Genomic DNA, 19,324 nt, shown 5'->3' with positions numbered 1-19,324 from the left:
AGCGGTGAACGCAGCCGGTTTCCCGCAGCGGCGCGAGACATTTCAGGAGGGGCACCATGACGGAAAACGGCTTCCGCGTCGAAGCGGATCTCTTAGGGAAACGAAGCATTCCGGAATCGGCGTACTACGGCGTCCATACGCTGCGCGCGAAGGAGAACTTCGACATTTCGGGGCGCACGATCGCGTCGCTGCCTTACCTCGTCATGGCGCTCGCGGCCGTGAAGGAAGCCGCGGCCGATGCGAACTGCGAGCTCGGGCTGCTGCCGGCCGCGTATCGCGACGCGATCGCTGCCGCGTGCGTCGAGATCCGCGAAGGCCGCCTGCACGACCAGTTCGTGGTCGACATCATCCAGGGCGGGGCCGGCACGTCGACCAACATGAACGCCAACGAGGTGATCTGCAACCGCGCGCTCGAAATCATGGGGCATGCACGCGGGCAGTATGAATACCTGCATCCCAACGAGCACGTCAATCTCGCGCAGAGCACGAACGACGTCTATCCGACCGCGATCCGGATCGCGACCTGCTTCGCGGTCGAGCATCTGCTCGAGGCGATGGCACGCTTGCGCGATGCGTTCGCGGAGAAGGCCGACGCGTTCTCGGGCCTGCTGAAGCTCGGCCGCACGCAGCTGCAGGACGCCGTGCCGATGACGCTCGGCCAGGAGTTCTCGACCTACGCGGTGATGGTGACGGAAGACATCGCGCGCCTGCAGGAAGCCGGCTTGCTGATGCGCGAGATCAATCTCGGCGCGACCGCGATCGGCACCGGCATCACCGCGCATCCGCAGTACGCGGAGAAGGCGCTGGCCGCGCTGCGGGGCATCACCGGCCTGGACCTGAGCACCGCACCGAACCTGATCGAAGCGACGCAGGACTGCGGCGCGTTCGTGCAGATCTCCGGCGTGCTGAAGCGGATCGCGGTCAAGCTGTCGAAGATCTGCAACGACCTGCGGCTGCTGTCGAGCGGCCCGCGCGCGGGCTTCGGCGAGATCAACCTGCCACCGGTGCAGGCCGGCTCGTCGATCATGCCGGGCAAGGTGAACCCGGTGATTCCGGAAGTCGTGAACCAGGTCGCGTTCGAAGTGTTCGGCAACGACCTGACGGTGACCTTCGCCGCCGAGGCCGGCCAGCTTCAGCTCAACGCGTTCGAGCCGGTGATCGCGAGCGCGCTGTTCCGCAGCTTCAGCCACCTGACGGCCGCCTGCACGACGCTCGCGGACCGCTGCGTGAGCGGAATCACCGCGAACCCCGAGCGGTTGCGCGAAACGATGGAGCGGTCGGTCGCGCTGGCAACCGCGCTGAACCCGTACATCGGCTACAAGCGCGCGACCGCCGTGGCCGCCGAGGCACACGAGAGCGGCAAGTCGATCCGCGAGGTCGTGCTGGATCACCAGCTGATGACCGACGCGCAACTGGATGAAGCGTTGCGGCCCGAAGCGCTGATCAGTCCGCGCGCGTACTGATTCCGGCCGCACGGCGCCGGCGCATGCCGCCGGCGGCCCGTGCGCGACCGTTCCCGCAGCGCCCCGTCGACGGGCGCCACACATCAAGAAACGGAGACATACCATGAAGCACGCCAGCGAGCGCCCGGCCGAGACGGCCGGCGGCGCGAATCCCCGTCATGCCGACCGAGATGCGATGTTCGCGTCGCACGAATCCGGCTATGAGAAAAAGTTGAAGCCGCGACACGTGCAGATGATCGCGATGGGCGGTGCGATCGGCACCGGCCTCTTTCTCGGCGCGGGCGGCCGCCTGCAGAGCGCGGGGCCCGCGCTGGCGGTCGTGTATCTCGTGTGCGGCGTATTCGCGTTCCTCATCATGCGCGCGCTCGGCGAGCTCGTGATGCACCGGCCGACCAGCGGCTCGTTCGTGTCGTACGCACGCGAGTTCATGGGCGAGCGCGCGTCGTTCGTCGCGGGCTGGATGTACTACCTGAACTGGGCGACCACCGGCATCGTCGACATCACCGCGGTCGCGATCTACATGAAGTACTGGGCCGTGTTCACCGACGTGCCGCAATGGGTGTTCGCGCTCGGCGCGCTCGGGATCGTGTCGGTGATGAACATGATCGGCGTGAAGGTGTTCGGCGAGATGGAGTTCTGGTTCTCGATCGTCAAGGTGGGGACGCTCGCACTGTTCCTCGCGGTCGGCGCCGTGTTTCTCGCGAGCGGCCATCCGGTCGCCGGGCAGATGACGGGGCTGCACCTGATCGCGGATCACGGCGGGATCTTCCCGCACGGCATCCTGCCGGCGGTGCTGATCGTGCAGGGCGTCGTGTTCGCGTATGCGAGCATCGAGCTCGTCGGCGTCGCGGCGGGCGAGACCGCCGATGCGCGCAAGGTGCTGCCGAAGGCGATCAACAGCGTGATGTGGCGCATCGCGCTGTTCTACGTCGGCTCGGTCGTGCTGCTGACCATGCTGCTGCCGTGGACCGCGTACAGCGCGCACGAAAGCCCGTTCGTGACGTTCTTCAGCAAGCTCGGCGTGCCGTACGTCGGCACGGTGATGAACATCGTGGTGCTGACCGCCGCGCTGTCGAGCCTGAATTCCGGCCTCTATTCGACCGGGCGCGTGCTGCGCTCGCTCGCGATGGGCGGCTCGGCGCCGCGCTTCGTGTCGCGGATGAATGCGCGCGGCGTGCCGTACGGCGGGATCCTCGTCACGGTCGCGATCAATGCGATCGGCGTGCCGCTGAACTACATCGTGCCGTCCCAGGCGTTCGAGATCGTGCTGAACATGGCATCGCTCGGGATCATCTCGACCTGGGGCTTCATCGTGATGTGCCAGATCCTGTTCCGCCGCGCGGTCAATCGCGGCGAGCTGAGCCCCGTGTCGTTCCGGATGCCCGGCGCGCCGTTCACGTCGTGGCTCACGCTCGGGTTCCTCGTCAGCGTGCTGGTGCTGATGGCGTTCGATTACCCGGGCGGCACGTGGACCGTCGCGATGATTCCGTTCGTCGTGCTCGCGCTGGTGGTCGGCTGGAAGCTCGCGAAGCGCGGTGCCGCGCGAGAGGCGGCTGCTACGGCCGCCGCGCCGATGGTCGCCGATCCGGCGAGCAACGTCTGACGACACGCACGGGCGGGTCGACCGCCCGGCGCGCTCAGTTCAACCCGGCGCGTGCACCGACCCAGCGGCTGAAGTCGCCGGCCATCTCCGCCGTGAGTTCGTGGCCGGCGTCGTAGAGCCGCGTGTCGTGCGCGACGCCGAGCGCCGTCAGCTTCGCGTCGGCCGTGTTCGCCCATGCGACCGGCAGCTTGTCGTCGAAGCGGCCGTGCATCACCAGCGCGTGCAGCGGGCGCAATGCATCGCGCGACGCGATCAGCGGATCGATCTCCGGCAGGATGCGCCCGCACAGCACCGCAAATGCGGCGACGTCGGCCGGTGAGGTGAGGCCGACGCTCGCGCTCATGATGCCGCCCTGGCTGAAACCGGCGATCACGGTGGGGCTTTCGTTTGCATCATCCCGGGCGCGCAACGCACGCAGCAGCGCAATCAGCTGCACGCGGCTCGCATCCGCGCGGGCCGCATCGATTTCAGGGCCGTTCGGGCCGAAGCGCACCGGAAACCATGCGTGCTGGCCGGGGCCGAACGTCAGCGGGCCGCGCACGAACGCGATTTCGATGCGCGGATCGATCGTGCCGGCCAGGTTCAGCAGGTTGGTTTCGTTGCCGCCGACGCCGTGCAGCAGCAACAGGCGGCCCAAGGGGCGGCCGGCGGCCGGGCGCAGCCGGTACTGGAGGCCGGATTCGGAGTCGGTGGTCAGCGGCAGGACGTCGGTCATTGCAAGGGTCCGGTGGGGGAATGATCCGACAGTCTAGAGCGCGCGGGCGGGGAGGTGAATCGCCGGATGGCGATTGATTGTTTCCTAGTGGGAATGAATTGGCCAACTGGCGAGACATTTTCCGCTCCGGATCGCTCGGCGTTGCCGCGCAGGCTGCTCTGTCACCTGCTTCATCGTGCCATCCATCTCGCCCTCACATCGATTCGGCTGCTCTCATGCAAAAGGCTGCATAACCGGGTCAATTCGCAGATAATGCGCAAACGTTTTACCGATATTCGACCGAATTGAATGGCCGGATCATGATTAAAAGAATGAATCTCCGGATTCGGTTATCGCAGGCTGCCGGGCAACCCCGGCGGGCCGCCCAGGCCGGATGTTAACGGCCGGTTCGAGAAAAACTTTAGGGTTTTCTCGTTGAATTAACCATTGCGATTTTCTCAACGCCCGATTGACTTTCAGTCATCGGACCGTCATACACCATCCCCGATAATTCGCCGCTCACATTCTTTCAATAGGCCAAGGGGCGATCGAAGCCGGATCGCTGCGGGGAGCTGTACTCATGACCATCCGTCATCGCATTACGCTGCTAGTCGTCCTGACGTTTTTCGCGCTGTCCGCGATCGGCGTGTACGCCGTGTACCAGACGCGCAAGAGCGCGTCCGAGGTGCGTCAGGTTACCCAGGGAATCGTGCCGAGCGCGCTCGCGTCGGCGGATCTCGTCGCCGACGTGAAGAACATCCAGATCGCGACGATGACGCTGGTGTACGCGCCCGACGCGAACACCGCCGCGCAGGCGCGCGACGAGTTGAAGGCGAAACAGGTCGCACTGCGCGCCGCGCTCGACGCGCAGGCCGGATCGGCGGTCGGGCAGGCGCAGCAAGGCCTCGTCGCGCAGGCGAAGGACAGCGCCGCGAACTACTTCGCCGCGATCGACGACACCGTGAAGATGAAGGCCGACGGCAAGCCCGAGATGGCGCAGGCGAACCTGTTCGCGAACGTCGCGCAGTATCGCGACGAACTCGAGAGCATCGTCGACACGCTGCGCGTCGAGAAGAACCGCCAGAAGGACGACGCGATCCGCGCGCTGAACGGCATGCTCGCGACGACGGCCACCGCGATCGCGGGGGTGGCGGGCACGGTCGTCGTGCTGCTGACCGCGCTCGGCTTCGTGCTGTACCGCCAGATCACGCGCCCGCTGATCGGGATGCAGACGGCGATGAGCGAGATCGCGACCAGCCAGGACTTCACGCGCCGCGTGCCGGTGGGCCGGATGGACGAGATCGGCCATTCGATCGTCGCGTTCAACGGGATGATCGAGAAGATCCAGGAGAACGCCGCGCAACTGAAGCAGAAGACGGCCGACATCCAGGCGATGCTGCAGAACATGCAGCAAGGGATCCTGACGGTCGTCGAAGGCGGTGTCGTGCATGCGGAGTATTCGGCTTACCTCGAGACCATCTTCGAGACGAGCGATATCGCCGGCCGCGACCTGATGGCGCTCGTGTTCGACGATTCGAGCATCGGTTCCGACGCGCGTTCGCAGGTCGACGCGGCCGTGCATGCGTGCCTTGGCGAGGACAGCATGAACTTCGCGTTCAACGAGCACCTGCTTGTCAACGAAGTCGCGAAGCGGATGCCGGACGGCCGCGAGAAATGGCTCGACCTGAGCTGGTCGGCGATCACCGACGAGACCGACACGGTCGTGCGGCTGATGCTGTGCGTGCGCGACGTGACCGAGATCCGCGAGCTGACCGCGCAGGCCGGCGAGCAGCAGCGCCGCCTCGAGATGATCGGCGAGATCCTGTCGATCAGCCAGGACAAGTTCCACGACTTCGTGCACAGCGCGAAGGGTTTCCTCAGCGAGAACGAGCGGATGATCCGCCAGCACGAACGGGCGGATCACTCGATCGTCGCGGCGCTGTTCCGCAACATGCATACGATCAAGGGCAATGCGCGCACGTACAGCCTGCAGCACCTGACCAACATCGTGCACGAAGCGGAGCAGGCGTACGAATCGCTGCGCCGCACGGACGGCGGCCCCGAGTGGAACCGCGATGCGCTGATGGACGACCTGATCCGCGTGCGCGAGGCGGTCGACCATTACGCGACGATCAACGCGGTCACGCTCGGCCGCCATGGCGAAGCGGCACAGCACGGCGGCGCCGACTACCTGATGGTCGAGCGCGCGCACATCAGCGAGAGCCTGCGCATGCTCGACGGCGCCGATCCGGCGAACGCGGGCGACTGGCACGCGGCGCGTGATTCGGTGCGCCGCCTGCTGAGCCAGTTCGGCACGCAGGGCATCGGCGATGCGCTGGGCGGCGTGATCGAGTCGCTGCCGTCGCTCGCGGCCGAACTCGGCAAGCCCGCGCCTGTCGTGCATATCGACAGCAACGGCCATCGCGTGCGCAGCGAGATCGGCGCGACGCTGAAGAACGTGTTCATGCACCTGCTGCGCAACGCGATCGACCACGGGATCGAAACGTCCGACGAACGTCGCGCGGCCGGCAAGGCGCCTGCAGGCAAGATCGACATCGCGGTCGACGTCGAGGACGATGCACTGCGCTTCGTGCTGGGCGACGACGGCCGCGGCCTCGCGCTCGACCGGATTCGCGGGATCGCGCGCGAGCGCGGCTGGATCGACGCCGGCAACGACGCCGCGCTGACCGACGAAGCGGTGGCCGAACTGATCTTCCGCCCGGGCTTCTCGACCGCGCGCGCGGTGACGGAAGTGTCGGGGCGCGGCGTCGGGATGGACGCGGTGCGCAACTTCCTGAAGCGCGACGGCGGCGACATCGCGCTGCGCTTCACCGACGATCGCGTCGGCGCGTCGTATCGCGCGTTCGAGACGATCGTGTCGCTGCCGGCGCGTTTCGCGGCGGACGGTGCGGCCCACGACGCCGGGCAGCAGGCGCGCGTCGGCATCGCGAACGTCGACGTGGCGGAGTGATCGTGCAAGCGTGGATGATCCCGATCGGGGCCGCGCTGGCGGGCGGCCTGGTGGTCGCGGCGCTCGCCGCGATCGTGTATCGCGTCACGCGCGCGCGGCTCGTTGCCGCGCTGACGCGCGAAGCGGATGCGTTGCGCGATGCGCTCGGCGCGGCCGATGCGCGAGCCGAGGAAGCCGCGGCGGCGCATGCGGAAGCCGCACAGGCGTGGGCGCGCCGCGCAACGGAGCTCGAGGAAACGCTGGCGCGCGAGACGGCCGGCACCGGCAAGCAGCGCGACGCGCTGCAGGCGCTCGCGGCCGAGCGCGCCGCACTGTCGCAGCAGGCGACGAAGCTCGCCGACGAGGCCGCGCGGTTGCGCGGGCTGGCCGGCACGTTCGAGCGCTGGCACGAGCAGATGATCTCGCTGACCACGCAGAACCAGGACATGCGCACGAAGAACCAGGAGCTGTCGGCGATCGTCGCGCACGTGTCGATCGTGTCGCTGAATGCGTCGATCGAGGCCGCGCGCGCGGGCTCCGCGGGGCGCGGCTTCTCGATCGTCGCGAGCGAGGTGCGCGGGCTCGCCGCGCGCTCGCAGCAACTGTCGAACAGCTATCGCGACAGCCTGAACCGCAACGATCTCGTGACGGCCGCGACGTTCCAGGACATCCAGGCCGGCGGCAAGATGATCACGGCCGCGCTCGCGACGGTCGAGACGCTCGCCGCGCAGCTGCATGCGCGGCTCGAAGGAGCGGCGGCGTGATCAGTGCGCAGGCCCGGGCCGGGTTCGAGCGGATCTTCTTCGATGCGGCGCGCACGCGGCTCGCGTCCGGCGGCGCGTGCGAGATCCGGGCGGCTGCCGACGACGCACATGATGCGCACGGCGCGTTGCACGACCCGTCACGCATCAAGTCGCGCGCGACGCCGAAGGTGCCCGAGCACGTCGCGGTGCTGACGATCTCGGCATTGCATTTCCGGCTGCTGCTCGCGCTGCGCTTTCGCGACGACGATCCGACGCGCCGTCATTTCGCGGCGGCGTCACCCGGCGCGAGCGCGCAGCGGCCGCTGCCCGAAGCGTTCATGGAGGTCGCGAACCTGTGCTGCGGCGCGATCAACCAGGCGCTGACCGTGCCGTTCCCCGATCTCGGGATGTCGACGCCGTACCTGCTGAGCGGCGCGAGCGTCGATTATCTCCCTGCGCTGAACCCCGACCACGTGGCCGCGTATGACGTGACGCTCGACGGCGACGTGCGGATCGGCGCGACGCTGTGCGTGTGCGCGAACGCGCCGGTCGATTTCCACGTGCCGGAAGCGGCGAGCGTGGACACGGGCGGCGAGCTCGAACTGTTTTGACCGATTCCGAGGACTTCCCGAGATGACCGTAGACCAACCCGTCAGCAAGGTGCTCGTGCTCGACGACAGCCGCGCGCATGCGGCCGCGATCAAGCGCTTCTGCGACGAGCACAACCTGGTCGGCCTGACCGTGCGGCGCAACCGGCTGCTGAAGGTGCTGCGCTCGAACATCGATCTCGGCGCGATCCTGCTCGCCGAGGACTACGGCGGCTCGCCGGACGAAAGCGCGATCATCGCGACGCAGATCGATGCGCTGCGGCCCGAGCTGCCGATCATCCTGCGCCGCACGTCGAACGCATCGGACGCGTCGCGCGACGGGCTGCCCGATGCGCTCGCGCGCGTCGCGTGCGCGGCCTACGTCGCCGACGACCTGACGCCGCTCAAGCGCGCGATCGACGAATACCTGTTCGGCCGCGACTACCCGAACGCGCTGGTGCGCGGCATCGCGGAGATCACCGAGGCGCGGCTCGACAGCCTGTTCCCGGGCCTCGCGATCGAGCGCGACACGCCGTGCATCGTCCGCGACCAGATCATCTTCGGCGAGGTGTTCAGCCTGATCGCGCTGGAAAGCGCATGGTGCCGCGGCTACATGCTGCTGCAGACGAGCGAGCAGCCGCTGCTCGACATGATCGGCGGCACGCGCGACGACGGCCGCGCGCCCGATTTCCGCGACGTGAACAGCGTGCTCGGCGAGCTGACCAACCTCGTGTGGGGCGCGTTCAAGAACCGCTATCTCGGCGACGCGGAGGCGCTCGCGCGCCATCCGGTGCAGGTACCGCTCGTCGTCAACCACAAGCAGAAGTTCATTTCGTTCGGCGGCGACTGTCCGCAGCTCTGTTTCAAGTACCGGATGACCGATCCTGCATCGGGGCGATCGGTGCGGCTCGACCAGCGTTTCGTGTTCAGCCTCAGCTGGTCGCCGGAAGATTTCCGCGAATCCGTCCAGGACGTGGGGCCGATGGTCGAATCGGGCGAACTCGAACTGTTTTGAATGTTGAAGTCAGCAACAACGAAAGGGGAATACGGCATGGCAAAGATTCTGGTGGTCGACGATTCGGGCACGGTGCGCGACGAGGTCGCGGGCTTCCTGCGCAATCACGGGCTCGACGTCGCGACGGCGGTGGATGGCAAGGACGGGCTCGCGAAGCTCAAGGCGACGCCCGGCGTGCGCCTCGTGATCAGCGACGTGAACATGCCGAACATGGACGGCCTGACGATGGTCGAGAAGATCCGTGGCGAACTGGCGAATGCGTCGGTCAACGTCGTGATGCTGACGACCGAAAGCAGCCCGGCGATGAAGGAGCGCGGCAAGGCCGCCGGCGTGAAAGGCTGGATCGTGAAGCCGTTCAAGGGCGACGCGGTGCTCGACGCGCTGAAGAAGCTCGCGGGCTGACCGCGCGGCCGGGCCGGTGCCGGCACCGGCATCCACAGACTTCCCCGTTGGACTATATTGATGCGTACTCGCACCGCGATCACTTTCGAATTGGGGACGTCATGGACTCGAATCCGGCTTCAGAGGAACCGATCCTGTTGCGCGACGTGCGCGACGGCATCGTCACGCTGCGGCTGAACCGGCCGCAACAGTTCAACGCGTTGTCGGAGGCGATGCTGGCGAGCCTGCAGGACGCGTTCGATTCGCTGGCCGCCGATCCGCACGTGCGCTGCGTCGTGCTTGCCGCGCAGGGCAAGGCGTTCTGCGCGGGCCACGACCTGCGGCAGATGCGCGGCAAGCCCGAACTCGATTATTACCGCACGCTGTTCGCGCAATGCAGCCGCGTGATGCTCGCGATGCGCGCGTTGCCGGTGCCGGTGATCGCACGCGTGCACGGCGTCGCGACAGCGGCCGGCTGCCAGCTCGTCGCCGCGTGCGACCTCGCCGTCGCGGCCGACACCGCGCGCTTCGCGGTGTCGGGCATCAACGTCGGGCTGTTCTGTTCGACGCCTGCCGTCGCGTTGAGCCGCAACGTGTCGGCGAAGCGCGCGTTCGACATGCTCGTCACCGGGCGTTTCGTCGATGCGGCGACGGCTGCCGCGTGGGGGCTCGTCAACGAGGCCGTGCCCGAGGATGCGCTCGATGCGGCCGTCGCGCGCAAGGTCGCGGAGATCGTCGCGAAGAGCCCGGCGGCGGTGCGCTACGGCAAGCAGATGTTCTACCGGCAGCGCGAACTGCCGCTCGACGACGCATACGCGTTCGCGGGCGACGTGATGGCGCGCAACATGATGGAAGAGGACGCCGGCGAGGGGATCGATGCGTTCCTGGAGAAACGCAAGCCGACGTGGCGTTCGTAGCGCGTAGCGTAGCGTAGCGGCGGGGCGGTAGCGCGTGCGCATGGCGGACGCCTGCGTCCACGACAATGACCCTTGCGCGCCGCCAAAGCAAACGGGCCGCACGTCAAGCGGCCCGCAGGCGGATCAGGACGCGCAACGGCACGCGAGCGTGCCGCCGCATGCACGTCGGGCGTTATCGCCCGTAGCTGCCCGTGCGCAGCGCCGGCTGCACCGTCGACGCGCCGGGCGGCACGACCACGACCGGTACGCGGCGCGCGAGCGCGCACATCAGCTCGTAGCCGATCGTGCCGCTGGCTTCCGCGACGTCGTCGACCTTCACCTGATCGCCCCACAGCTCGACGCTCGAGCCGATCCCCGCATTCGGGCACGGCGTCAGGTCGACGGTCAGCATGTCCATCGACACGCGGCCGACGACGCGCGTCATCACGCCGTCCACCGCGATCGGCGTGCCGGTCGGCGCGTGGCGCGGATAGCCGTCCGCGTAGCCGCATGCGACCACGCCGATCCGCATCGGCTGGTCGGCCGTGAAGCGGCGGCCGTAGCCGACCGTTTCTTCCGGCTCGAGCGTCTGCACGCCGATGATCTTGCTGGTCAGTGTCATCGCGGCCATCAGCGGCGTGTCGGCGATGTGCCGCGACGCGCCCGTCGGCGATGCACCGTACAGGATCGTACCGGGCCGCACCCAGTCGCGATGCGCGCGCGGATGCCACAGCACGGCCGCCGAATTCGACGTCGAGCGCTCGCCCGGAATCCCGGCCGTGGCCGCATCGAACTGCTCGAGCTGCCAGTCGACTTCGCCTTCGTCGGCGTTCGCGAAATGCATCATCAGCGTGACCTTGCCGATCGACGGCCCGGCCGCCGCGCGCTCCCACGCGGTGCGGAATGCGTGCGGCCGGTAGCCGAGCCGGTTCATCCCGGAGTTCATCTTCAGCTGGATGTCGATCGGCTGCCGAGGCTTCGCGGCGATCAGCAGGTCGAGCTGCTCGTCGCAGTGCACGGCCACCGTCAGCCGGTGACGATCGGCCAGTTCGACGTCGGCCGGCTCGAAGATCCCTTCGAGCAGCAGCACCGGCTTGTCCCAGCCGAGTTCCCGCACGCGCACGGCTTCGTCGAGATCGAGCAGCGCGATGCCGTCGGCGGCCGCGAGCCCTGGATAGATCCGCTCGATTCCGTGACCGTATGCGTTGGCCTTGATCACGGCCCAGACGCGCGATTGCGCGGCGGTGCGGCGGATGAAGTCGAGGTTGTGGCGGATGGCGTCGGGACGGATATGGGCGACGATGGGACGGGGCATGGGCGGGCTCGACTCGAAAATCGTTCGGCGCGCGCGGCGGCGCGGCGCCGGTGGGCAGGCTGGCGCGGCAACGCACCGAGCCAGTGTTGAGCGCTATCTTATTGGTGTTCGACCAGTTTTAATTAACGTATTTGTCGGCGATTTGGTGGAATGTTTGGTGCCGGACCCATGTCGCCACGGCCTTCGCCAGCCTGCATTGCCGAGTCTCCCGTCTAGAAAACCGGTGCGCGAACCGCGCGGCGCGATGCTAAGCTCTGCGCGACCATGTCATTGACCAATGTAATCATAAAAGAGGAGACTTTGATGACGACGACGTCCCAGCTGTGCCTGTTCATCGTGGCGCTGTTGCCGTTCCCGATGACGTTCCTGGCCAAGGCCCGCAAGGGGTACGACAACCACACGCCGCGCGAGTACCTCGCGAAGCTCGAGGGCTGGCGCGCGCGGGCGCAGGCCGCGCACCAGAATGCGTGGGAAGCGCTGGCACTGTTTACGGCCGCATTGGTGGTTGCATGGCACAACGGCGCGAACGCGCACCATGTCGACCAGCTTGCGATGGGGTTCGTCGCGATTCGTGTCGTCTACGCGCTGATGTACCTGCTGAACTGGGCGTCGCTGCGCTCGCTCGTGTGGTTCGCGGGAATGGCTTGCGTCGTCGCGCTGTTCTTCGCGGCGCCGTGACGCGATGATCCGAAACGACCCAGTGACTCGCCGGAACCGAGCGCGTTCCGTGTGCTTGCGCAACGCGTACCGGCAGCAGCGCGAAGCTGCTCCACGATCTGCGTCGGCACATCGCTCGTCGTGCAGGATACCTATCCATTTCATCGTGATCGCGCACGCAGGATCATCGAGGCGGGGACGCATGCGGAGCTGATCGCGCGGCAGGGCAGGGATGCGCGGCTGGTTTCGCATCAGGCGACCGCGATGGCAGCGTGACAGAACGACGATCGTCGCATCATCCATTGTTGTCATATCTGTCATTGTTGACAACATATGTTGTTTTGTTGTCTAATTCTTCATCGTGTGTCGCGCATCGTCCCGGTGCGCGACACACCATCGGATTCAGACTTCAGCGCCCGACATGCCGCTTTCCCTTACCCCCGTCATCGCCGGCACGCCGTTCGACATCGGCGTGCGCCTCGGCGAGCTTGCCCGCCCCGTGTTCGAGCCGTACATGCGGCAGAGCAGCGCATGGCAGGCCGTGCGCCGCTGGCGCGGCCATCCGTTCGTCGCCGCGCTGCGGCAGGCCGCGCTGGCCGCGTACCCCGATCTCGTCGCGGAGCTGGACGGGATCGCGGCGGGCGTCGGCTGGCCGGCGGCGGACATCTTCCTGTGGAACTGCCGCGGCGAACTGATCCACAACGCGCCGGACGGCTGCACGACGCTCGCCGGGCGCGACGCTCACGGCACGCGCTGGATCGCGCACAACGAGGACGGCGATCCGTACCTGCGCGAGCGCTGCCTGCTGGTCGACGTGCAGCCGCGGGGCAAGCCGGGTTTCGTCAGCTTCTATTACCCGGGCTCGCTGCCCGGGCATACGTTCGCCGCGAACCGCGCGGGCGTCGGGCAGGCGATCAACAACCTGCGGATCCGCACGCCCGCGGCCGGCGTGCCGCGGATGATCCTCGCGCGTGCGGTGCTCGACGCGACGTCGCTCGACGCAGCGGCCGACGTGCTGCGCACGCATGCGCGCGCGAGCGGCTTTCATCACACGCTCGGCGCGACCGGCGATCCGCGGCTGCTGAGCATCGAGGCGAGCGTCGCGCGCTGCTCGGTCGTCGATGTTGCGCATCTCGCCGGCCACGCGAACCATCTCGTGCATCCGGGTTGCGACGCCGAAGCGCAGATCGTCACGCAATCGTCCGGCGATCGCCAGCGGCGCGTCGACGCACTGACGCCGGGCATCGACGCGCTCGACGAAGCCGCGCTGCTGCGCGTGCTCGGCGACCGCGCACCGGAAGGACTGCCGATCTATCGCGACGATCCGGCCGACCCCGACGACGAAAACACGCTGGCGACCGCCGTGTTCGCGATTCGCGACACCGCGATCGACTTCACCCTTCACCAGCACGGCACGCCGCGTTTCGCGACGCGTATCGTGCCGTCCGCGCACGCGCCCAGCGCGTCCTGATCCATGAGGCAACGCATGACGACCGTTTTTCATCGCGCTCCGCGCGCCACCTTGCCCGTCGCCGTCGCCGGCGACGGCATCGAGATCATCGATTCGACCGGCAAACGCTATATCGACGCGTGCGGCGGCGCGGCCGTGTCGTGCCTCGGGCACAGCAACCAGCGCGTGATCGACGCGATCAAGCGGCAGGCACAGCAACTGCCGTACGCGCATACGTCGTTCTTCACGACCGACGTGGCCGAAGAACTGGCCGACCGGCTCGTCGAGGCCGCGCCGGCCGGGCTCGAACACGTGTACTTCGTGTCGGGCGGGTCCGAGGCGATCGAAGCCGCGCTGAAGCTCGCGCGCCAGTATTTCGTCGAGAAGGGCGAATTGCAGCGCCGCCATTTCATCGCACGCCGCCAGAGCTATCACGGCAACACGCTCGGCGCGCTCGCGATCGGCGGCAACGCATGGCGGCGCGAGCCGTTCCTGCCGCTGCTGATCGAAGCGCACCACGTGAGCCCGTGCTATGCATATCGCGACCAGCAGGCGGGTGAAACCGACGAAGCGTATGCGCAGCGCCTGGCTGACGAGCTGGAGCAGAAGATCGTCGAACTCGGCGCGGACAACGTCGCGGCGTTCGTCGCGGAGACGGTGGTCGGCGCGACGGCCGGCGCGGTGCCGCCCGTGCGTACCTACCTGAAGAAGATTCGCGCGGTGTGCGACAAGTACGGCGTGCTGCTGATCCTCGATGAAATCATGTCGGGGATGGGACGCACCGGTTACCTGTTCGCGTGCGACGAAGACGGAGTCGCGCCCGACCTGCTGACGATCGCGAAAGGGCTCGGCGCGGGTTACCAGCCGATCGGCGCGACGCTGGTGAGCGATCGCATCTACCGGACGATCGTCGACGGCTCGGGCTTCTTCCAGCACGGCCACACGTATCTCGGTCATGCAACCGCGTGCGCGGCCGCGCTCGAAGTGCAGCGCGTGATCGCCGAAGAGAAGCTGCTCGACAACGTGAAGGCGCGCGGCGAACAACTGCGTGCGTCGCTGCGCGCGCAGTACGATGCGCATCCGCACGTCGGCGACGTGCGCGGCCGCGGGCTGTTCGTCGGCGTCGAACTCGTGCGCGATCGCGACAGCAAGGCGACGTTCGATCCCGCGCTGAAGCTGCATGCGGCGGTCAAGCGCGAGGCGATGCAGCGCGGCCTGATGGTGTATCCGATGGGCGGCACGATCGACGGCGTGCACGGCGATCACATCCTGGTCGCACCGCCGTTCATCTGCACCGCGCAGCAGATCGACACGATCGTCGAGCGGCTGTCCGGCGCGATCGACGCGGCGCTCGCGTCGGCCGGCGCGTGAACCACGATTTCACCGGATCCTCACCATGACAGACAGACTGCCTCCCTTCGATCCCGCATCGGCCACCGACGAGCAGAAGGCCGTGCTCGCCGAGATTCTCAGCGGCCCGCGCGGCAACCTGAACGGGCCGTTCCTCGGCTGGATCGCGAGCCCCGAGCTCGCGCAGCATGCGCAACGGCTCGGCGCATTCTGCCGCTATCGCACCGGCCTGTCGCTGCGCCTCTCGGAACTTGCGATTCTCGTGACGGCCGCGCGCTGGCGTTCGCAGGCCGAGTGGCACATCCACCATCCGATCGCGCTCGATGCCGGCGTGCCGGCGGCGACGGCCGACGCGATCCGGCGTGGTGTCACGCCGGCGTTCGAATCGGACGACGATGCGTTGATCCATGCATTCGCGACCGAGCTGTACGACACGCGGCGCGTGAGCGATGCGACGTTCGCGCGCGCGCAGGCGCGTTTCGGCCACGAGACCGTCGTGAACCTCGTCGCGCTGCTCGGCTATTACGCGCTCGTGGCGATGACGCTCAACACGTTCGGCATGCGCGCGGACGGACAGACTGATCTACCGTTTCCGGAGTAATCGTCGCATGTGCGTCTGCATCTGAGGAGTGGGGCGAGCAGTGTCGAACTGTCTGACGATAGGGCGGCGCGGTGTAGTACGGCCGCGGTGGCCTCGTCGGTCTTGGGGTCGACGTCAATGCAACCAATTGTATTCGTGCGGGATCAAGCGCGAACGCACGCGTATGATGGCTTGTTCACGTCGATAAGATCGGTGAGCAAGCATGACTAGTACCCGTAAGACATTGATGATCGCCGGCGGACTGCTGGTTGCCGCGGCAGGCACCGGCTACGTGATGCTTCTGCGTGCGGACCACCGCGCGATCGCGGAGGCCGGCATTGGCGATTCCGCAGCACCTGTCGTCGCCGTCACCGCGGCGAACGACGGCCACACCGCGCAAGGCACGATCGCGCCGCCAGCGCCCGTTGCCGTCCCGTCCGTGCATGTGGACGAGGCCGTGCCGCAACACGCGGCCGTACCGCCACCCCCTGCGGCCGCTGCGCATACGAGCGCGGCGCCGGCATCCGCTGCAGTCGCGCCGGTCATCGCCGCACCGGCACCACCGGCGAAACCGACTGCGCCGCCGCCGACTGTCCACGTCGTGACGGTCGAGCCGGAGGATGCGACCCCGTCAAAGGCCAAGCCCCCGCAACCGGTGCAAGCGCCGGCGCAAGCAGCGCCGGTACAAGCGGCGCAACCGGCTCAGCCGGCGCAATCGACTCCACCGGTCCAGGCCGCACAGGCGGCCCGGCCGAGTCAGCAGGCGGATCAGCCGACGCATCGCGCGGCGCGCAAGCGCGACGGGCTCGAGCGGCACGCGGCAGCCACGCCCGTCATGAAATCGGAAACGCCTGAAACCGCTGCGCTCGTGCGGGAATCGGCAAAGCTCGATCCGTCGCTGCCGCCGCCGCAATACGTGGCGACGCCGAGCGCCGCTCGGCAGCACACGTCGGCGGGCGCGAATGCGACGGCTGCCGCGATGACCGACCAACTCGTCAGGCAGTCGAGCAGCTTCAAGGCACCCGCACCGGCGAATGCCGGACCCGGCGTAAGCCAGTGAGAAGGGAGCCGCCGCGCTCGCGCGGCGCCGCTCGACACCGGATGAAAAAGAACCCCGCACGCCGACCAGGGCATGCGGGGCCAAGAGAGACGAACCTGTGTGGCGCGTCGCGCGTTACGCGGCGAGCGCTTCTTCGGCCCGCGGCGCGTCGGCCGTCGCCGGCGTCGCGTCTTGCCGGATCAGGTGATCGAACGCGCCGAGCGATGCCTTCGCGCCTTCGCCGACCGCGATCACGATCTGCTTGAACGGCACCGTCGTCACGTCGCCGGCCGCGAACACGCCCGGCACCGACGTCGCGCCGCGCGCATCGACGACGATCTCGCCGTGCTTCGACAGTTCGATCGCGCCCTTCAGCCATTCGGTGTTCGGCACGAGGCCGATCTGCACGAACACGCCTTCGAGATCGACGCGCTTCGTTTCGCCCGAACGCAGATCCTTGTAGACGAGCCCGTTCAGCTTGCTGCCGTCGCCGGTCAGCTCGGTCGTCTGCGCCTGCGTGACGATCGTCACGTTCGGCAGGCTGCGCAGCTTGCGCTGCAGCACTTCGTCCGCGCGCAGTTGCGCACCGTATTCGATCAGCGTGACGGCCTTCACGATGCCGGCCAGGTCGATCGCGGCCTCGACGCCCGAGTTGCCGCCGCCGACCACCGCGACGCGCTTGCCCTTGAACAACGGGCCGTCGCAGTGCGGGCAGTACGCAACACCGCGGTTGCGGTATTCGCGCTCGCCCGGCACGTTGATTTCGCGCCAGCGCGCGCCGGTCGCGAGAACGATCGTCTTCGCCTTCAGCACAGCGCCGTTCGCGAGGCGGATCTGATGCACGTCGCCCGGAATCAGCGCGTCGGCGCGCTGCACGTCCATGATGTCGACGTCGTACTGCTTCACGTGCTGCTCGAGCGCGGCGGCGAACTTCGGCCCTTCGGTTTCCTGCACCGACACGAAGTTCTCGATCGCCATCGTGTCGAGCACCTGGCCGCCGAAACGCTCGGCGACGACGCCCGTCGCGATGCCCTTGCGCGCCGAGTAGATCGCGGCGGCCGCACCGGCCGGGCCGCCGCCGACGATCAGCGTGTCGAACACCGGCTTGTTCTCGAGCGACTTCGCGGCGCGGGCGCTGGCGCCCGTGTCGAGCTTCGCGAGGATTTCCTTCACGCTGTTGCGGCCCTGGCCGAACGATTCACCGTTCAGGAACATCGTCGGCACGGCCATGATCTGGCGCGCCTCGACTTCGTTCTGGAACAGCGCGCCGTCGATCGCGACGTGGCGGATGCGCGGGTTGATCAGCGACATCACGTTCAGCGCCTGCACGACCTCCGGGCAGTTCTGGCACGACAGCGAGAAATACGTCTCGAACGCGTAGTCGCCGTCGAGCGCGCGGATCTGTTCGATCACGTCGTCGTCGAGCTTGATCGGATGGCCGCCCGTCTGCAGCAGCGCGAGCACGAGCGACGTGAATTCATGGCCCATCGGGATGCCGGCGAAGCGGATGCCGGCCGGCTTGCCGGGTTCGCCGATCGAGAACGACGGCTTGCGCTCGGCGTCGTCGCGGCGTTCGGTCACGGTCACGCGCGACGTCAGCGACGCAATCTCGTTCAGCAGCGCAAGCAGTTCCTGCGATTTCGCGCTGTCGTCGAGCGACGCGACGAGTTCGATCGGGCGCGTGATCTTTTCGAGGTACGCTTTCAGTTGGTTCTTGAGATTGGCGTCGAGCATGGCGTTTCGGATTCCGTATTGATGATGCTGGTCGGGCACGTCGTGCCGGAGGAGGGTGCGGGCCGCGCAAGGCGGCCCGCATTCGCGTGACGCGCGCGGCTCGTGCGAGGCGCGCGGCGCGATCGTCAGATCTTGCCGATCAGGTCGAGCGACGGGGTCAGCGTTTCCGCACCCGGCGTCCACTTGGCCGGGCACACTTCACCCGGGTGCGCCGCGATGTATTGCGCGGCCTGCACCTTGCGCAGCAGTTCGCCTGCGTCGCGGCCGATGCCGTTGTCGTGGATTTCGCACAGCTTGATCTCGCCTTCCGGGTTGATCACGAACGTGCCGCGCAGCGCCATCCCTTCTTCCTCGATCAGCACGTCGAAGTTGCGCGACAGCGTGAGCGTCGGGTCGCCGATCATCGGGTACTTGATCTTGCCGATCGTGTCCGACGTGTCGTGCCATGCCTTGTGCGTGAAGTGCGTATCGGTCGACACGCCGTAGATTTCGACACCCAGCTTCTGGAATTCCGCATAGCGGTCGGCGAGGTCGCCCAGCTCGGTCGGGCAGACGAACGTGAAGTCGGCCGGGTAGAACACGACGACGGACCACTTGCCCTTGAAGTTCTCTTCGGACACGGGCACGAAATCGCCGTTGTGGTAAGCGGTTGCCTTGAACGGCTTGATTTGGGTGTTGATGATCGGCATCTTGCGAGTTCCTTTGCGTGGGTGTTGATGAAGTGTTCCCAGTATCCGGGTTCACCCTTGGTTTGGGAAATTGCTTGTTTCAATCCGCGGCATCGGGAATTTCTATCTGCTTCCGGCCCCCGTTGCGGCGGGCCGTCCGGACGGCCCGTGGCATTCGGGCCGGGCCTTTCGGCGGATT

General features: G+C 67.4%; 17 protein-coding genes. 13 read left to right on the top strand and 4 right to left on the bottom strand.

Features of this window, described 5'->3' with window-relative positions; translation table 11 throughout:
* Positions 1 to 56: 56 nt before the first annotated feature.
* The gene (gene aspA / locus DIE06_RS15110) at positions 57 to 1,463 is read left to right on the top strand and encodes an aspartate ammonia-lyase (RefSeq protein WP_124662109.1); all 1,407 of its coding nucleotides are present in this window, start codon (positions 57 to 59) and stop codon (positions 1,461 to 1,463) included.
* A gap of 103 nt (positions 1,464 to 1,566) precedes the next feature.
* Positions 1,567 to 3,066 (top strand): amino acid permease, encoded by a 1,500-nt coding sequence (locus tag DIE06_RS15105; protein WP_124662108.1) that lies wholly within the window; start codon positions 1,567 to 1,569, stop codon positions 3,064 to 3,066.
* Positions 3,067 to 3,100: 34 nt separating this feature from the next.
* Here the strand turns inward: DIE06_RS15105 and DIE06_RS15100 are convergent, their stop codons facing one another.
* Complete coding sequence (locus DIE06_RS15100; protein WP_124662107.1) at positions 3,101 to 3,781, bottom strand: alpha/beta hydrolase; 681 nt, start codon at positions 3,779 to 3,781, stop codon at positions 3,101 to 3,103.
* 559 nt (positions 3,782 to 4,340) lie between these two features.
* On the opposite strand from DIE06_RS15100, the gene DIE06_RS15095 reads away from it, so the two are divergent.
* The 6 genes from DIE06_RS15095 (at position 4,341) to DIE06_RS15070 (ending at position 10,353) form a co-directional block, all read left to right on the top strand.
* Positions 4,341 to 6,731 carry an ATP-binding protein gene (locus DIE06_RS15095; protein ID WP_124662106.1) on the top strand — a complete coding sequence of 797 codons (2,391 nt, stop codon included), beginning with the start codon at positions 4,341 to 4,343 and terminating at the stop codon, positions 6,729 to 6,731.
* Between the two features lie 2 nt (positions 6,732 to 6,733).
* A complete protein-coding gene (locus DIE06_RS15090; RefSeq protein ID WP_124662105.1) occupies positions 6,734 to 7,474 on the top strand; it encodes a methyl-accepting chemotaxis protein in 741 nt (246 codons plus the stop codon).
* On the top strand, positions 7,471 to 8,064 hold the full coding sequence (locus tag DIE06_RS15085) for a hypothetical protein (protein WP_124662104.1): 594 nt from the start codon (positions 7,471 to 7,473) through the stop codon (positions 8,062 to 8,064). The genes DIE06_RS15090 and DIE06_RS15085 overlap by 4 nt, the downstream gene beginning before the upstream one ends.
* A 22-nt stretch (positions 8,065 to 8,086) precedes the next feature.
* On the top strand, positions 8,087 to 9,055 hold the full coding sequence (locus DIE06_RS15080) for a chemotaxis protein CheX (protein WP_124662103.1): 969 nt from the start codon (positions 8,087 to 8,089) through the stop codon (positions 9,053 to 9,055).
* Positions 9,056 to 9,091: 36 nt separating this feature from the next.
* Positions 9,092 to 9,457, top strand: a complete 366-nt coding sequence (locus DIE06_RS15075; RefSeq protein WP_060238818.1) for a response regulator — start codon at positions 9,092 to 9,094, stop codon at positions 9,455 to 9,457.
* A 101-nt stretch (positions 9,458 to 9,558) separates the two neighbouring features.
* Complete coding sequence (locus DIE06_RS15070) at positions 9,559 to 10,353, top strand: enoyl-CoA hydratase (RefSeq protein WP_124662102.1); 795 nt, start codon at positions 9,559 to 9,561, stop codon at positions 10,351 to 10,353.
* A gap of 172 nt (positions 10,354 to 10,525) precedes the next feature.
* Here DIE06_RS15070 and alr read toward each other — a convergent pair whose 3' ends face one another.
* Positions 10,526 to 11,647, bottom strand: a complete 1,122-nt coding sequence (gene alr / locus DIE06_RS15065) for an alanine racemase (protein WP_124662101.1) — start codon at positions 11,645 to 11,647, stop codon at positions 10,526 to 10,528.
* A gap of 303 nt (positions 11,648 to 11,950) precedes the next feature.
* On the opposite strand from alr, the gene DIE06_RS15055 reads away from it, so the two are divergent.
* From DIE06_RS15055 to DIE06_RS15035, 5 genes are all read left to right on the top strand, one after another.
* Positions 11,951 to 12,325, top strand: a complete 375-nt coding sequence (locus DIE06_RS15055; RefSeq protein ID WP_124662099.1) for an MAPEG family protein — start codon at positions 11,951 to 11,953, stop codon at positions 12,323 to 12,325.
* A 400-nt stretch (positions 12,326 to 12,725) separates the two neighbouring features.
* Entirely contained in the window at positions 12,726 to 13,775 is a 1,050-nt protein-coding gene (locus tag DIE06_RS15050) for a C45 family peptidase (protein ID WP_124662098.1), read from the top strand.
* A gap of 15 nt (positions 13,776 to 13,790) precedes the next feature.
* Entirely contained in the window at positions 13,791 to 15,125 is a 1,335-nt protein-coding gene (locus DIE06_RS15045) for an aspartate aminotransferase family protein (protein ID WP_124662097.1), read from the top strand.
* Between the two features lie 25 nt (positions 15,126 to 15,150).
* Complete coding sequence (locus DIE06_RS15040; RefSeq protein WP_124662096.1) at positions 15,151 to 15,705, top strand: carboxymuconolactone decarboxylase family protein; 555 nt, start codon at positions 15,151 to 15,153, stop codon at positions 15,703 to 15,705.
* Positions 15,706 to 15,907: 202 nt separating this feature from the next.
* The gene (locus tag DIE06_RS15035; protein WP_124662095.1) at positions 15,908 to 16,744 is read left to right on the top strand and encodes an extensin; all 837 of its coding nucleotides are present in this window, start codon (positions 15,908 to 15,910) and stop codon (positions 16,742 to 16,744) included.
* 114 nt (positions 16,745 to 16,858) lie between these two features.
* Here DIE06_RS15035 and ahpF read toward each other — a convergent pair whose 3' ends face one another.
* Positions 16,859 to 18,457 carry an alkyl hydroperoxide reductase subunit F gene (gene ahpF, locus DIE06_RS15030; RefSeq protein ID WP_124662094.1) on the bottom strand — a complete coding sequence of 533 codons (1,599 nt, stop codon included), beginning with the start codon at positions 18,455 to 18,457 and terminating at the stop codon, positions 16,859 to 16,861.
* Positions 18,458 to 18,582: 125 nt separating this feature from the next.
* The gene (gene ahpC / locus DIE06_RS15025; RefSeq protein WP_006488685.1) at positions 18,583 to 19,146 is read right to left on the bottom strand and encodes an alkyl hydroperoxide reductase subunit C; all 564 of its coding nucleotides are present in this window, start codon (positions 19,144 to 19,146) and stop codon (positions 18,583 to 18,585) included.
* Between the last annotated feature and the right edge of the window lie 178 nt (positions 19,147 to 19,324).

The organism is Burkholderia sp. Bp8998, from assembly GCF_003854235.1.
Taxonomy (GTDB): domain Bacteria; phylum Pseudomonadota; class Gammaproteobacteria; order Burkholderiales; family Burkholderiaceae; genus Burkholderia.
The sequence above is the reverse complement of the archived record's forward strand: the minus strand, read 5'-3'. Positions and strand labels throughout refer to the sequence as shown.

Excerpts from the sequence above, each read along its gene's own strand:
- DIE06_RS15100 (WP_124662107.1), bottom strand. The coding sequence starts at position 3,781 with ATGACCGACGTCCTGCCGCTGACCACCGACTCCGAATCCGGCCTCCAG.
- aspA (WP_124662109.1), top strand. The coding sequence starts at position 57 with ATGACGGAAAACGGCTTCCGCGTCGAAGCGGATCTCTTAGGGAAACGA.
- DIE06_RS15040 (WP_124662096.1), top strand. The coding sequence starts at position 15,151 with ATGACAGACAGACTGCCTCCCTTCGATCCCGCATCGGCCACCGACGAG.
- DIE06_RS15045 (WP_124662097.1), top strand. The coding sequence starts at position 13,791 with ATGACGACCGTTTTTCATCGCGCTCCGCGCGCCACCTTGCCCGTCGCC.
- alr (WP_124662101.1), bottom strand. The coding sequence starts at position 11,647 with ATGCCCCGTCCCATCGTCGCCCATATCCGTCCCGACGCCATCCGCCAC.
- DIE06_RS15095 (WP_124662106.1), top strand. The coding sequence starts at position 4,341 with ATGACCATCCGTCATCGCATTACGCTGCTAGTCGTCCTGACGTTTTTC.
- DIE06_RS15035 (WP_124662095.1), top strand. The coding sequence starts at position 15,908 with ATGACTAGTACCCGTAAGACATTGATGATCGCCGGCGGACTGCTGGTT.
- DIE06_RS15080 (WP_124662103.1), top strand. The coding sequence starts at position 8,087 with ATGACCGTAGACCAACCCGTCAGCAAGGTGCTCGTGCTCGACGACAGC.
- ahpF (WP_124662094.1), bottom strand. The coding sequence starts at position 18,457 with ATGCTCGACGCCAATCTCAAGAACCAACTGAAAGCGTACCTCGAAAAG.
- DIE06_RS15050 (WP_124662098.1), top strand. The coding sequence starts at position 12,726 with ATGCCGCTTTCCCTTACCCCCGTCATCGCCGGCACGCCGTTCGACATC.
- DIE06_RS15075 (WP_060238818.1), top strand. The coding sequence starts at position 9,092 with ATGGCAAAGATTCTGGTGGTCGACGATTCGGGCACGGTGCGCGACGAG.
- DIE06_RS15105 (WP_124662108.1), top strand. The coding sequence starts at position 1,567 with ATGAAGCACGCCAGCGAGCGCCCGGCCGAGACGGCCGGCGGCGCGAAT.
- DIE06_RS15070 (WP_124662102.1), top strand. The coding sequence starts at position 9,559 with ATGGACTCGAATCCGGCTTCAGAGGAACCGATCCTGTTGCGCGACGTG.
- ahpC (WP_006488685.1), bottom strand. The coding sequence starts at position 19,146 with ATGCCGATCATCAACACCCAAATCAAGCCGTTCAAGGCAACCGCTTAC.
- DIE06_RS15055 (WP_124662099.1), top strand. The coding sequence starts at position 11,951 with ATGACGACGACGTCCCAGCTGTGCCTGTTCATCGTGGCGCTGTTGCCG.